The 12,261-nt window shown below is 68.5% G+C and carries 11 protein-coding genes; 9 read left to right on the plus strand and 2 right to left on the minus strand.

The genetic code is table 11. The annotated features are described in order from the left end of the window. Nucleotides 1–258 precede the first annotated feature (258 nt). Together IMW82_RS11820 and trmB are read left to right on the plus strand one after the other, a co-directional pair. Nucleotides 259–2,613: a FecR family protein gene (locus IMW82_RS11820; protein ID WP_211004584.1), complete on the plus strand. Its 2,355-nt coding sequence runs from the start codon at nucleotides 259–261 to the stop codon at nucleotides 2,611–2,613. A gap of 116 nt (nucleotides 2,614–2,729) precedes the next feature. Next, on the plus strand, nucleotides 2,730–3,431 hold the full coding sequence (gene trmB, locus IMW82_RS11825; RefSeq protein ID WP_211004585.1) for a tRNA (guanosine(46)-N7)-methyltransferase TrmB: 702 nt from the start codon (nucleotides 2,730–2,732) through the stop codon (nucleotides 3,429–3,431). 122 nt (nucleotides 3,432–3,553) lie between these two features. Here the strand turns inward: trmB and IMW82_RS11830 are convergent, their stop codons facing one another. Then, the gene (locus IMW82_RS11830) at nucleotides 3,554–3,901 is read right to left on the minus strand and encodes a DUF559 domain-containing protein (protein WP_211004586.1); all 348 of its coding nucleotides are present in this window, start codon (nucleotides 3,899–3,901) and stop codon (nucleotides 3,554–3,556) included. Between the two features lie 294 nt (nucleotides 3,902–4,195). On the opposite strand from IMW82_RS11830, the gene IMW82_RS11835 reads away from it, so the two are divergent. After that, a complete protein-coding gene (locus IMW82_RS11835; protein WP_211004587.1) occupies nucleotides 4,196–6,037 on the plus strand; it encodes an SLC13 family permease in 1,842 nt (613 codons plus the stop codon). Between the two features lie 100 nt (nucleotides 6,038–6,137). Continuing rightward, nucleotides 6,138–7,406, plus strand: coding sequence for a nucleotide sugar dehydrogenase (locus tag IMW82_RS11840; protein ID WP_211004588.1), 1,269 nt, complete (start codon nucleotides 6,138–6,140; stop codon nucleotides 7,404–7,406). A gap of 36 nt (nucleotides 7,407–7,442) precedes the next feature. On the opposite strand, the gene IMW82_RS11845 is transcribed toward IMW82_RS11840, so the two are convergent. Continuing rightward, nucleotides 7,443–7,811 (minus strand): Rieske (2Fe-2S) protein, encoded by a 369-nt coding sequence (locus IMW82_RS11845; protein ID WP_211004589.1) that lies wholly within the window; start codon nucleotides 7,809–7,811, stop codon nucleotides 7,443–7,445. 78 nt (nucleotides 7,812–7,889) lie between these two features. Between IMW82_RS11845 and IMW82_RS11850 the strand changes: the two genes are divergently transcribed. The 5 genes from IMW82_RS11850 to mscL all read left to right on the plus strand — a co-directional run bounded on the left by IMW82_RS11850 (nucleotide 7,890) and on the right by mscL (nucleotide 12,260). After that, nucleotides 7,890–8,165, plus strand: coding sequence for a hypothetical protein (locus IMW82_RS11850; protein ID WP_211004590.1), 276 nt, complete (start codon nucleotides 7,890–7,892; stop codon nucleotides 8,163–8,165). A gap of 54 nt (nucleotides 8,166–8,219) precedes the next feature. Continuing rightward, entirely contained in the window at nucleotides 8,220–9,131 is a 912-nt protein-coding gene (yedA, locus tag IMW82_RS11855; protein ID WP_211004591.1) for a drug/metabolite exporter YedA, read from the plus strand. A 366-nt stretch (nucleotides 9,132–9,497) separates the two neighbouring features. Next, nucleotides 9,498–10,886 (plus strand): TIGR00366 family protein, encoded by a 1,389-nt coding sequence (locus IMW82_RS11860; protein WP_108471954.1) that lies wholly within the window; start codon nucleotides 9,498–9,500, stop codon nucleotides 10,884–10,886. 166 nt (nucleotides 10,887–11,052) lie between these two features. After that, a complete protein-coding gene (locus tag IMW82_RS11865; protein WP_211004592.1) occupies nucleotides 11,053–11,739 on the plus strand; it encodes a fumarylacetoacetate hydrolase family protein in 687 nt (228 codons plus the stop codon). A gap of 110 nt (nucleotides 11,740–11,849) precedes the next feature. Further along, nucleotides 11,850–12,260 carry a large-conductance mechanosensitive channel protein MscL gene (mscL, locus tag IMW82_RS11870; protein WP_211004593.1) on the plus strand — a complete coding sequence of 137 codons (411 nt, stop codon included), beginning with the start codon at nucleotides 11,850–11,852 and terminating at the stop codon, nucleotides 12,258–12,260. Nucleotide 12,261 lies beyond the last annotated feature (1 nt).

Below are 12,261 nucleotides of genomic sequence, written 5' to 3' on the forward strand. Positions count from 1 at the left end.
GAGGGAGCAGAGCGCGCAGCTCCACGACCGGTCCCCCTGCACCGCAAGGGAGGTCAGGAGGGGGTGAGGCTCTTGATGCCTGGCTGGACGAAAGGTGCTCCGCATGCACAGACGGCGGCGCGGCGCCCAACGCGTGCTGAACGACCCTCTGCGCATACTCTGGCGAGGGTCATCGCCGGCCCGACAATGCACGTTGACCGCACCATGACGAACACCCGCCCCGCTTCCGTCTCATACGCCCGCCCGAAGGAGAGCCGCATGCCCAGGTTTGCCGAGCCCCCTGTTTCGTGGCGCCGCCGCTGGCGGGCACTGGCGTTCATGCTGCTGTGCGTGGCCGCCGGCCTGACCCACGCGCAATCCGGTGCCGACGACAGCGCCGACCCGCCGAGCCGGGTGGCGCGGCTGTCGTACATCGCCGGCGACCTCGGTTTCCTGCCCTCCGGCGCGAGGGACTGGAGCGATGCCAACATCAACCGCCCGCTGACCACCGGCGACAAGCTGTCCACTGCCGCCGGCGCACGCGCCGAGCTGGAGTTCGGCGGCGGCACGCTGCGCATCGACGGGCGCACCGACTTCGGCCTGCTCGACCTCAACGACAACCTGGCCCAGGTCGAGCTGACCCAGGGCACGCTCAGTCTCACCGTGCGCCACCTCGACGACGGCCAGAGCTACGAGATCGACACTCCCACGGTGGCGCTGGTGGTCGACCAGCCCGGCACGTTCCGCGTCGACGTCGACGACCGCGACGGCAGCACCCGGGTCACCGCGTTCGACGGCGGCGCCACCGTGTTCGGCGAGAACAATGCGCAGCGCCCGATCAACCCCGGGCGCAGCTACCGCTTCAACGACGCCAGCCTGTCCATGGTGACGATCACCGACATCGACGGCGGCGACGCATTCGACGACTGGGCCAGTCGGCGCGACCACCGCTACGCGCAGTCCGGCAGCGTCCGCTACGTCTCCGACGAGGTGGTCGGCTACCAGGACCTCGACCAGTACGGCGCATGGCGGGACACCGGCGAGTACGGCGCGGTGTGGTTCCCGCGCGACGTCGGCCCCGGCTGGGCGCCGTACCGCAACGGCCACTGGGCCTACATCGCGCCGTGGGGCTGGACCTGGGTGGACGATGCGCCGTGGGGCTTCGCGCCGTATCACTATGGCCGCTGGGCCTACGTGGGCGGCGGCTGGGGCTGGATCCCGGGGCCGCGCAGCGTGCGCCCGATCTACGCGCCGGCGCTGGTTGCCTTCGTCGGCGGCGGTGGCTGGTCGGTCGGCATCGGCACTGCGCCGGTGGGCTGGTTCCCGCTCGGTCCGGGCGAGGTCTACAACCCGTGGTACCGCTGCGACCGCGACTACTACACGCGCGTCAACGTCACCAACATCTACGTGCACAACACCGTCAACCGCACCACCGTCATCAACAACATCAACAACCAGTACAACTACTACCGCACGGGCCGTCCGTTCCGTGAGGCCCGCTACGCCAACCGCATGGCACCGCGCGGCTTCACCGCCGTGCCCGGCCGCAGTTTCGCCGAAGGGCGCCGGGTGCAACGCGACCTGCTCAATGTCGATCCGCGCAAGCTCGCCAGCGCACCGGTGCCGGTGCGCGGCATCGATCGCTTGCGCCCGCAGGACAACGCCAACCGGCCGCCGCGCAGCGCGCACGTGCGCGACCTGCCCGCCGGCGGCTTCGACCGTGAGGTGGTAGCGCGTCGCGCACCGCCAGCGGTTCGCGAGGCTGCCTTCCGCCCCAGCGACAACCGCTTCGCCACGCCGCGCAGCAACGTGCGCGTGCTCGACGACACAGGGCGGTCCGGGCGCAGCCAGCGCCCGGACCTGACCGACCGCAACGACGCCGGCCCGCGCCGGCCGGCGACCCTGCCCGGGCAGCCTCCGGTCGTGCCGCGCATCACCGCGGCCAGCCCCGGGAACCAGCCGCAGACGCCGCGTGATGCTGCCGAGCTGCGCTCGGCCCGCTTCGCCCATCCGCGTGGCCGCGACGACGCAAACCGCCCCGAGGCGGTGCCGCGCCCGGCCGTCAGCTACATTGCGCCCGCCGCCGAAGATCGGTCGCGCGCGAACCCCGACAACCGCCCGCTGCCGTCGGAGCCGGCGCCGATCCGTCGCGCCGAATCCCGCCGCCTGCCAACGCCAGCGGACGATGGTCGCTTCCAGCGCTACCCGTCCGAACGCGCCATGCAACAGCAGCGACCGCAGCCGATGGAACCGACATCACGCGAACCGGCCGCGCCGCGCTTCCAGCGGCCCGAGCCCGCTTCGCGCGAGTACGTGCGCGAAGCACCACGCCCGCTGCCCGCGCCGGACCGCAGCGAACCGATGCCGCGCTACGAGCCGCAGCAACGCGCGATGCCGGAACCGCGCGGCATGCCGGAACCTCGCGCAATGCCGGAACCCCGCGCAATGCCGGAGCCGCGCGGCATGCCGGAACCCCGCGCCATGCCAGAGCAACGCGCGATGTCGGAACCCCGCGCCATGCCGGAGCAACGCGCAATGCCGCAGCCGCGCGCCGAATCACCGCGCCCGCAACGCGGTGAGCCGCAACCGTCCAACCGCAAGCAGCAGGCGCGGGAGGATCAGGGGCAGCGCTGAGGCCAGGAGCCTGACCCTCCCCAGCCCTCCCCTACAAGCAGGGGAGGGAGCAGAGCGGCTAGTTTCCCCCTCCCCGGCGTGAAGGGAAGGCTGGAGTCAGGCCGTACAATGCGCGGATGCCCACGACCGACCCCACCATCCCCGAACACCTGCGCCGCATCCGCAGCTTCGTGCTGCGCGAAGGGCGCATGACACCGGCGCAGCAGCGTGCCTTCGACACTCTGTGGTCGCGCTACGGCATCGACTACCAGGGAGCCCCGCACGACTTCGCTGCGAACTTCGGTCGCGCGGCGCCGCTGGTGCTGGAGATCGGCTTCGGCAACGGCGAGGCACTGGCCTGGGCCAGCGAGCACGACCTGGCGCGCGACTTCCTCGGCGTCGAAGTGCACGGCCCCGGCGTGGGCCGGCTGATGAACGCGCTGGCCGCGCGCGACGCCGGCAACGTACGGCTGTACAAACACGACGCGGTGGAAGTGCTGCAGCACGAGATCGCTCCGGGCACGCTGACCGAGACGCGTATCTGGTTCCCCGACCCGTGGCACAAGAAGCGCCACAACAAGCGCCGCCTGATCCAGCCCGAATTCGTCGCCCTGCTCGCCTCGCGCATGGCCCCCGATGGCCTGCTGCACCTGGCCACCGACTGGCAAGCCTATGCCGAGCACATGCTGGAGGTGATGGAAGCGGCACCTGCATGGCGCAACGCCACCGGCCCTGGCGAATACGCCGAGAAGCCCGCATGGCGCATCGAGACCCACTTCGAGCGGCGCGGGTTGAAGCTGGGGTATGGGGTGTGGGATTTGCTTTACCGAAAAGGGTGACCCCACCCCAGCCCTCCCCTACTTCGCAGGGGAGGGAGCACAGCGGTCAGGCCGGGCAGCTTTTCTTAGGGAGAGGCACCGCTCTACTCCTCCCCTGCGAAGTAGGGGAGGGTTGGGGTGGGTCAGGCTTTTGACCTTTCCTCCAGCACCCGAAAAACCTCCGCCAGTACATCCTGGGTGCGCAGCAGCACATCGTCGTTCCAGAAGCGCAGCAAGCGGTAGCCTTCGCGTTCGAGCGTCGCAGTGCGCCGCCCGTCGTACGCCAACGCATCAAGATGCTGCCCGCCATCCAGTTCGATCACCAGGCGCGCCGGCATGCAGACGAAATCCACGATGTAGCCAGCCAGCGGATACTGCCGGCGGAATTTGTGGCCGGCCAGTTGCTCACGGCACAGGAAGTACCACAGGCGGCGCTCGGCATCGGTGCTTTTGTTGCGGAGTTGGCGGGCGCGGATCCATTTGAGCTGCACGGCGAGTCCTTCGCTGGGCTGGGGCGAAAAGCGTAACCCCCTCCCGACCTCCCCCTGCAAGCAGGGGGAGGAGCAAAGCGCTGTACTCCCTCCCCTGCTCGCCCCGCAAGGGGACTTCCTTCGGTCGCAGGGGAGGGCTGGGGTGTGGTCGCTCTTCGCCCACGGTTCACCAGCAACCGCACCACCCCGCTTATACTCACGCTCATCTGCCCAGGGACGAATCGACAGCAGCGTGAAGCTTCCACTGCCCCGCCGCATCCACCGCAAGCCGCTGCGCCGCAGGGACGCCGGCTGATGGCACTTTCTCTCACCCCCGAAATGATCCTGGTGCTCGGGCTGGTGGGCTTCACCATGCTGATGCTGGTGCTGGAGTGGATCCGCGCCGACATGGTGGCGTTGCTGGTAGTGGTGGTGATCGGGTTGACCGGGCTGATTCCGTCCGATCGCGTGTTCAACGGTTTCGCCGGCAACGCGGTGATCGCGATCATCGCGATCATGATCATGGGCGAGGGGCTGGACCGCGCCGGCGTGCTCAACCTCACCGCGAACTTCGTGATGCGCATGGCGCGCGGCGTGGAATCGCGCCTGGGCGTGGTGATCAACCTGGTCGCCAGCCTGTTCAGCGCGGTGATCCCCAGCCAGGCGCTGGCAGCGCTGATGATCCCGGTGTCGAGCCGGCTGGCGGCACGCACCGGCGTGCCGCTGTCGCGGCTGTTGCTGCCGATGGCGTTCTGCATTCTCACCGCCACCAACACCACGCTGATCGCGAACTCGCCGCTGATCGTGCTGAACGACCTGATCGCCAGCGCCAACGTGAACCTGCCGCCGGGCGCGCACACCATCCCGAAGTTCGGCCTGTTCAGCGTCACCCCGGTCGGCCTGACCCTGGCGCTGCTGGGCGTGGGCTATTTCTACTTCTTCGGCCGCAAGCTGCTGCCCGGGCACGAGGACGAGCGGCTGAAGGTCACGCCCGGACGCACCGAGAGTTACTTCGCCGAGACCTATGGCATCGTCGGCGAGACCGCCGAGCTCACCGTCACCGCGGAAAGCCCGCTGGTCGGCATGAGCATCGGCGAGGTCGAACAGTTGCACGAGGCGCCGCTGATCCTGGCGATCAAGAGCGGCAACGACGCGCGCATGGCGCCGCCGGCCGACCACGTGATCTGGGTCGGCTCGGTGCTCGGCGTGCTCGGCCCGCGCGAGCAACTGAACCAGTTCGCCAACAACCAGCTGTGCCGGTTGTCCACCCGCATGCGCCAGCTCGGCGAGCTGTTCAACCCCACCCGCGCCGGCATTTCCGAGGTGGTGATTCCACCGGTGTCGCGCTTCATCCGGCACACCGTGGGCGAGCTGCGCCTGCGCAAGCGCTTCGGCATCTCGGTGCTGGCGGTGAACCGCGGCGACCAGGTGTTCCGCGACGACGTGCGCGCGGTCAGCCTGCGTGCCGGCGACACCGTGGTGTTGCACAGCAACTGGCGCGACCTGTCGCTGGCCGCGGAAGACCGCGACCTGGTCGTCGTCACCGACATTCCGAAGGAGCAGCAGCGGCCGGGCAAGATCTGGCAGGCGGTGGGCTTCTTCGTGCTGGCGAAGTGCCTGGCGCTGTTCACCAACCTCGACCTGTCGGTGGCGATGATGACCGGCGCGATCGGCATGCTGCTGTCCGGCGTGCTGAACATGGACGAGGCGTACAAGGCGATCAACTGGAAGACGATTTTCGTGACGGCGTGCCTGATCCCTCTGGGCTGGTCGATGGACGCCACCGGCACCGCCGCGTGGATCGCCCAGGTAGTGCTGGATCATCTGGGCAGCGCGTCGCCGTGGCTGCTGCAGCTGTGCCTGGCCGTGCTCACGTTGCTGTTCTCGCAGGTGATGTCCAACGTCGGCGCCACCGTGATGATGGTGCCGATCGCAATCAGTGTGGCGGTAGCCACCGGCGGCAACCCGTCAGCCTATGCGCTGATCGTGGCGGTGTCCTCCTCCAACACCTTCCTGCTCAGCTCCGGCCACCCCGCGCTGATGATGGTCACCGGCCCCGGCGGCTACAAGGGCAAGGACTTCCTGCGCGTGGGCGCGCCGCTGACCCTGCTGGTGCTCGTCGCCACCTTGATCGCGATCAACCTGCTGTTCCGCTGAATGTACCCCGGGCAAGCGACAGCGGCACGCATCGCTGGTATTTTCGCCGCCGGACCTCGCGCCGCATGACGCACCGCCAACAGCAACAGGGGATACGCACTTGAACGAACCCAGGATTGCCATCGTCGGACTTGGCTACGTCGGGCTGCCGCTTGCGGTGGAGTTCGGCCGGCAGCTGGACACCGTCGGCTTCGACACCAGCACCAGCCGCGTCGACGAACTTCGCCAGGGCCGCGACCACACGCTGGAGACTTCCACCGAGGAACTCGCCGCCGCAAGCCGGCTGCGCTTCACCACCGACGCTGCCGACCTCGCCGGCTGCAACGTGTTCATCGTCACCGTGCCCACTCCGGTGGACGAGGCGAACCGGCCGGACATGCGGCCGCTGGAAAGCGCCAGCGCCAGCATTGGCAGCGTGCTCAAGCGCGGCGACGTGGTGATCTACGAATCCACCGTCTACCCCGGCACCACCGAGGAAATCTGCGTGCCGGTGCTGGAGCGGGTTTCCGGGTTGCGCTTCAACCACGACTTCACCTGCGGCTACAGCCCGGAGCGGATCAACCCCGGCGACAAGCTGCACCGGCTGCCCACGATCACCAAGATCACCTCCGGCTCCACTCCGGAGACGGCCGACTTCGTTGACGCGCTGTACCGTCGCATCATCACCGCCGGCACGCACAAGGCGTCCAGCATCAAGGTGGCCGAAGCGGCCAAGGTGATCGAGAACACCCAGCGCGACGTCAACATCGCGCTGGTCAACGAACTGGCGATGATCTTCAACACCATGGGCGTCGACACCCAGGACGTACTGGACGCCGCCGGCACCAAGTGGAATTTCCTGCCGTTCAGGCCCGGCCTGGTCGGCGGCCACTGCATCGGGGTGGACCCGTACTACCTCACGCACAAGGCCACCATCCTCGGCTACAACGCCGAGCTGATCCTCACCGCGCGCCGCATCAACAGCCGCATGGGCCTGCACGTGGCACATCGGGTGATGCGCCTGATGGCGAACAAGCGCATCCACGTGGTCGATTCGCGCATCCTGGTCCTGGGGTTGACCTTCAAGGAGAACTGCCCTGACCTGCGCAACACGCGCGTGGTGGAAATCGTGCGTGAACTCGAAACCGCACATGCCCGGGTGGACGTGTACGACCCTTGGGCCGCCCCCGACGAAGCCGAGGAAAAACTCGGCATCCGCCCGATCGATGCCCCGGCTGCCGGCAGTTACGACGCCATCGTGCTGGCCGTGGCGCACCAGGCCTTTCTCGACCTGGGTAGCGAGGGCATCCGCCGCTTCGGTCGCGAGCACTGCGCGGTGTTCGACATCAAGAGCCTGCTTCCGGTCGCCATGGTCGACGGCCGGCTGTAGCCCGGGTTCCGGCCACCAGTCGGATATGGCGCCCGATCAGGTGCCGTCCTGCGCCAGCCTCACCTCGCCCGCTTCGACCTGTACCGCCACCGCGCGCAGGTGTTCGCCGCGGCAAGGGCCGCCGATGCACAGGCCGTCGGCCCGGTTGAAGGTGGCGCCATGCACGCAGCAGGTCAGGGTGTCATTCTTCAGCAGGAACTTGCCGGGGGCGTAGTCGAGGCGGCGGCCGGCGTGCGGGCAGACGTTGAGATAGCCGCGCACCTCGTCGCCCCGGCGCAGCAGGATCAGGCTTTCCTCGCCATCGGCCAGCACGGCGTCGACCGCGGTGGCGCCGCCATCGGGGATCTCGTCCAGGCGGCACAGCACCTGCCGGTTGGTCGACTGGGCGAGAGTGAATGTATCCATCGGCACTTGCCTCGGGGGCTGGATGGCCCCATGGTTGCACGCGTAAGTCGTTGATTTTAACACACGGATTTTTAACACATGCGCTTCGTCCTGCCGCTTCACCATCGTCCCCGCCATCCGCTGGCGCGTGCCCTGTCGCTGCTGCTCGGCATCGCGGTGCTGGGCGTGCTGCTGGTGTTCGGGCTGGTGGTAGCCGGCGTGCTGCTGCTGGGCGGCCTGGTGTGGCTGGCCGTGCGCCAGTGGAAGCTGGCTGCCGCCCCGACCCGTCCGGCCGCCGCCAGGGCAGAGGCGAAGCCGGCCGTGCTGGAAGGCGAGTTCGTGGTGATCCGCCAGGGGCGGCCGGTCGCGCATTGAGCAAGGCACAGGGGAACCGACGGATAATGCGCCGTCCCCCCACGATCCGCCCCCATGTCCGACACCCCTGCCACCCTCGCGGCCGAAACGCCGCGCAGCCTGACTGATCCCCGCTTCCTGATACCGCTGGCGCTGCTCGCGCTGTACGTGATCTGGGGTTCGACCTACCTGGGCATTCGTTTCGCGCTGGAAAGCTGGCCGCCGTTCCTGCTTGCGGGCGTGCGTTTCCTCGGCGCCGGCATGGCGCTGTACGGCTTCCTGCGCTGGCGCGGGATGGCCCCGCCGACACCGCTGCAATGGCGCAACGCGGCGGTCACCGGCCTGCTGCTGCTCGGCATGGGCAACGGCCTGGTGTGCTTTGCGGAACAGCGGGTGAGCTCGGGCATCGCCGCGGTGGCGGTGGCCAGCATGCCGCTGTTCGCGGCGCTGTTTTCCGGCATGTATGGCGAGTGGCCACACCGGCGCGAGTCGATCGGCCTGGCCATCGGCTTTGCCGGCGTGATCGTGCTGAACCTGGGCAGCAGCCTGGCCGGCTCGTCGATCGGCGCGGCTGCCCTGCTGGTGGCCGCGGCCGCCTGGGCGTTCGGCTCGGTGTGGAGCCGGCGCCAGGTGATGCCGCCAGGCCCCATGAACACCGCCGCGCAGATGATCTGCGGCAGCATCGCCCTGCTCGGCTTCGCCCTGCTCAGCGGCGAACGGCTGCCGGTGCACCCCAGCCTGCGTTCCAGTCTGGCGATCGTCTACCTGGCGGTGTTCGGCTCGATCATCGCGTTCAGCGCGTACCTGTACGTGCTCAAGCACGCGCGCCCGGCGCTGGCCACCAGCTACGCCTATGTGAACCCGCCGGTGGCAGTGCTGTTCGGCGTGCTGCTGGCCGGCGAGCATGTCGGGCCGTTCGACCTCGCCGGCATGGCGATCATCCTGGCCGGCGTGGCGGTGATCACGCTGGCGAAGCAGAAGCGGTAGATCAAGAGCGCTACCCCCACCTGACCTCCCCCTCCCTGGCAGGGGGAGGGATCGACTGTGCGGTCTCAGTCCCTCCACGGTAACGGAGGGGCGCACAGCCTTGCTCCCTCCCCTGCTTGCAGGGGAGGGTTGGGGTGGGGTGGGGTTGCTCTTCAGCCGAAACCAGGATCAAAAGCGTTACCCCCTTCCAACTTCTCCCTGCCTTGCAGGGGGAAGGGCGAACGAGGCGTCGCCTGCGGCGACGCGACTTCGTTGCATTGAAGCAAGGAGATCGACCATCGTCGCCTTGCCTGCGCGGCCACTGCGGCGCGACGATGTTGCAATTCACCGGCGGAGAGCAGCATGAACGCGAGGCAGGACGGATGGATGGCGCGTGCGGCGTTGCGCAGCGCGGCGTGGGCGGAGCGCTGGTTTCCGGATGCGTGGGTGTTTGCTGCGCTGGGCGTGGTGGTGGTGGCACTGGCCGCTTTCAGTTTTGGCGCCACGCCGACGGCGACGGTCGCCGCGTTCGGCGACGGCTTCTGGAGCCTGATCCCGTTCACCATGCAGATGGCCTTCGTGGTGATCGGCGGCTACGTGTTGGCCACCGCACCGGTGGTGGCGCGCTTCATCGACGTGCTGGCGCGCGCGCCGCGCACCGGCCGCGGCGCGATCGTCTACATCGCGCTGGTCAGCATGCTGGCCTCGCTGCTCAGCTGGGGCTTCTCGCTGGTGTTTGGCGGGCTGCTGGTGCGTGCGCTGGCGCGGCGCGGGGACCTGCGCATGGATTACCGCGCGGCCGGCGCGGCGGCGTATCTCGGCCTGGGCGCGATCTGGGCGATGGGCCTGTCCTCGTCGGCGGCGCAGTTGCAGGCAAACCCGGCCAGCATGCCGCCGGGGCTGCTGGCGATCACCGGCGTGCTGCCTTTCAGCCAGACCATCTTCCTGTGGCAGTCGATCATGCTGACCGGCGTGCTGATTGTGGTGTCGCTGCTGATCTGTTGGTACACCGCGCCGTCGGACGCGAACGCGCGTACTTCAAAGGATTTCGACGTGGGCGAAACCTCGACGCCGGCGCTGCCACCGCGCACGCGCCCAGGCGAATGGCTGGAATACAGCCCGCTGCTGTCGATGGCGATCGGCCTGCTGGGTCTGGGCTGGCTCGGTCACGAGTTCGCCAGCAAGCCGGCGGTCACCGCGATCGCCAACCTCAACACCTACAACTTCCTGTTCCTCACCCTCGGCATCCTGCTGCACTGGCGCCCGCGCAGCTTCCTCGACGCGGTGGGCCGCGCGGTGCCGAGCACCTCCGGCGTGCTGATCCAGTTTCCGCTGTATGGCGGCATCGCCGCGCTGCTCACCCACGTACCCGGCGCTGACGGCGCCACGCTGGCCCACCGTTTGTCGAACCTGTTCGTGCACGTCGCCGGCACCGAGAGCTTCCCCGCGGTGATGGGCGCGTACTCAGCGATCCTCGGCTTCTTCGTGCCCTCCGGCGGCGGCAAGTGGCTGGTCGAGGCGCCGTACGTGATGCAGGCGGCGAACGACCTGCACGTGCACCTGGGCTGGGCGGTGCAGGTGTACAACGCGGCCGAGGCGCTGCCGAACCTGATCAACCCGTTCTGGATGCTGCCGCTGCTCGGCGTGCTCGGGCTGAAGGCGCGCGACGTGGTGGGTTACACCTTCATGCAGCTGGTGGTGCACGTGCCGCTGGTGCTGGGCATGTTGTGGCTGTTGGGCATGACGCTGACTTACGTGCCGCCGGTGATGCCGTGAAACACCCATCCGAGCGCAGCACGGGAGCGCCTTAGTACCCCGCCACGACGGCACCGGGGAGCCCCGGCAGCATGGTCTCCATGCATCACCGCGACCACGCATCGGCGTCCCTCGTCTGTCACTCTGCTCCGACCGCACCCGGTCAGGCTTTGTTACGCTTGCGGCCATGAACTACACCATCGCCACACCAGCCATCCCCAGTCTGCCGATCATCGGTTCCGACCAGCGCTTCCCGATCCGCCGGGTGTTCTGCATCGGCCGCAACTACGCCGAGCACGCGCGCGAGATGGGCGCCACAGTGGACCGGGCCGCGCCGATGTTCTTCTGCAAGCCGGCCGACGCGGTGGTCGCCGATGGCGCCGACGTGCCCTATCCGCAGGCCACCGCCGACCTGCACCACGAGGTGGAGATGGTGGTGGCGCTGGGCGCCGGCGGCCGCGACCTCACCCCGGATGCAGCCGCCGCCATGGTCTGGGGTTATGCCGTGGGGCTGGACCTGACCCGTCGCGACCTGCAGGCGCAGGCCAAGGCGAAGGGTCACCCATGGGATGTGGCCAAGGGCTTCGACCACTCCGCCCCGGTTTCCGCGCTGCGCCGGGCGGGTGAGGTGGCAGTGGACGGACAAACCGTGCTGCGGCTCAGCGTGAACGGCGAGCGGCGTCAGCAAACCGTGCTGGGCGAGATGGTGCACGACGTGCCGCACATCCTGGCCGCGCTGTCCACGTTGTTCGAGCTGAAAGCCGGCGACCTGGTCTTCACCGGCACCCCGGCCGGCGTGGCCGCGCTGCAGCGTGGCGACCGTTTCCACGCCGAGCTGGTGGGCGTAGCGGAGCTGGACGGACACATCATCTGAGAGCCCGTTCATGATCCGGGACTTCCACGCGACCTTCATCTGTGCGCGCCTACGTTGTCGCGTTAGAGTTGCATAGCCATCCGGCCCAACCCGAGGGGAGTAGACGCAGCATGAGCATGATCAGCGAGTTCAAGGCCTTTGCCATGCGTGGCAACGTCATCGACCTGGCCGTCGGCGTGGTCATCGGTGGCGCGTTCGGCAAGATCGTCACTTCCCTGGTCGACCAGATCATCATGCCGCCGATCGGCTGGCTCACCGGCGGCATCGACTTCTCCACCATGAAGTGGGTGCTCAAGCCCGGCGACGACAGCGACCCTAAGCACAAGATCGCCGAAGTGGCGATCCAGTACGGCGCCTTCATCAACACGCTGATCCAGTTCCTGATCATCGCCTTCGCGATCTTCATGGTGGTCAAGGCGATCAACCAGCTCAGCCGCAAGCAGGAAGCGGCACCCGCCGCGCCGCCGGCCGACGTGGTGTTGCTCACCGAGATCCGCGACCTGCTGAAGAACAAGCCGTAAC

It is taken from the genome of Rhodanobacter sp. B2A1Ga4, from assembly GCF_018101315.1.
Taxonomy (GTDB): domain Bacteria; phylum Pseudomonadota; class Gammaproteobacteria; order Xanthomonadales; family Rhodanobacteraceae; genus Rhodanobacter; species Rhodanobacter thiooxydans_A.

Excerpts from the sequence above, each read along its gene's own strand:
- IMW82_RS11820 (WP_211004584.1), top strand. The coding sequence starts at position 259 with ATGCCCAGGTTTGCCGAGCCCCCTGTTTCGTGGCGCCGCCGCTGGCGG.
- trmB (WP_211004585.1), top strand. The coding sequence starts at position 2,730 with ATGCCCACGACCGACCCCACCATCCCCGAACACCTGCGCCGCATCCGC.
- IMW82_RS11835 (WP_211004587.1), top strand. The coding sequence starts at position 4,196 with ATGGCACTTTCTCTCACCCCCGAAATGATCCTGGTGCTCGGGCTGGTG.
- IMW82_RS11845 (WP_211004589.1), bottom strand. The coding sequence starts at position 7,811 with ATGGATACATTCACTCTCGCCCAGTCGACCAACCGGCAGGTGCTGTGC.
- IMW82_RS11850 (WP_211004590.1), top strand. The coding sequence starts at position 7,890 with ATGCGCTTCGTCCTGCCGCTTCACCATCGTCCCCGCCATCCGCTGGCG.
- yedA (WP_211004591.1), top strand. The coding sequence starts at position 8,220 with ATGTCCGACACCCCTGCCACCCTCGCGGCCGAAACGCCGCGCAGCCTG.
- IMW82_RS11860 (WP_108471954.1), top strand. The coding sequence starts at position 9,498 with ATGGCGCGTGCGGCGTTGCGCAGCGCGGCGTGGGCGGAGCGCTGGTTT.
- IMW82_RS11865 (WP_211004592.1), top strand. The coding sequence starts at position 11,053 with ATGAACTACACCATCGCCACACCAGCCATCCCCAGTCTGCCGATCATC.
- mscL (WP_211004593.1), top strand. The coding sequence starts at position 11,850 with ATGAGCATGATCAGCGAGTTCAAGGCCTTTGCCATGCGTGGCAACGTC.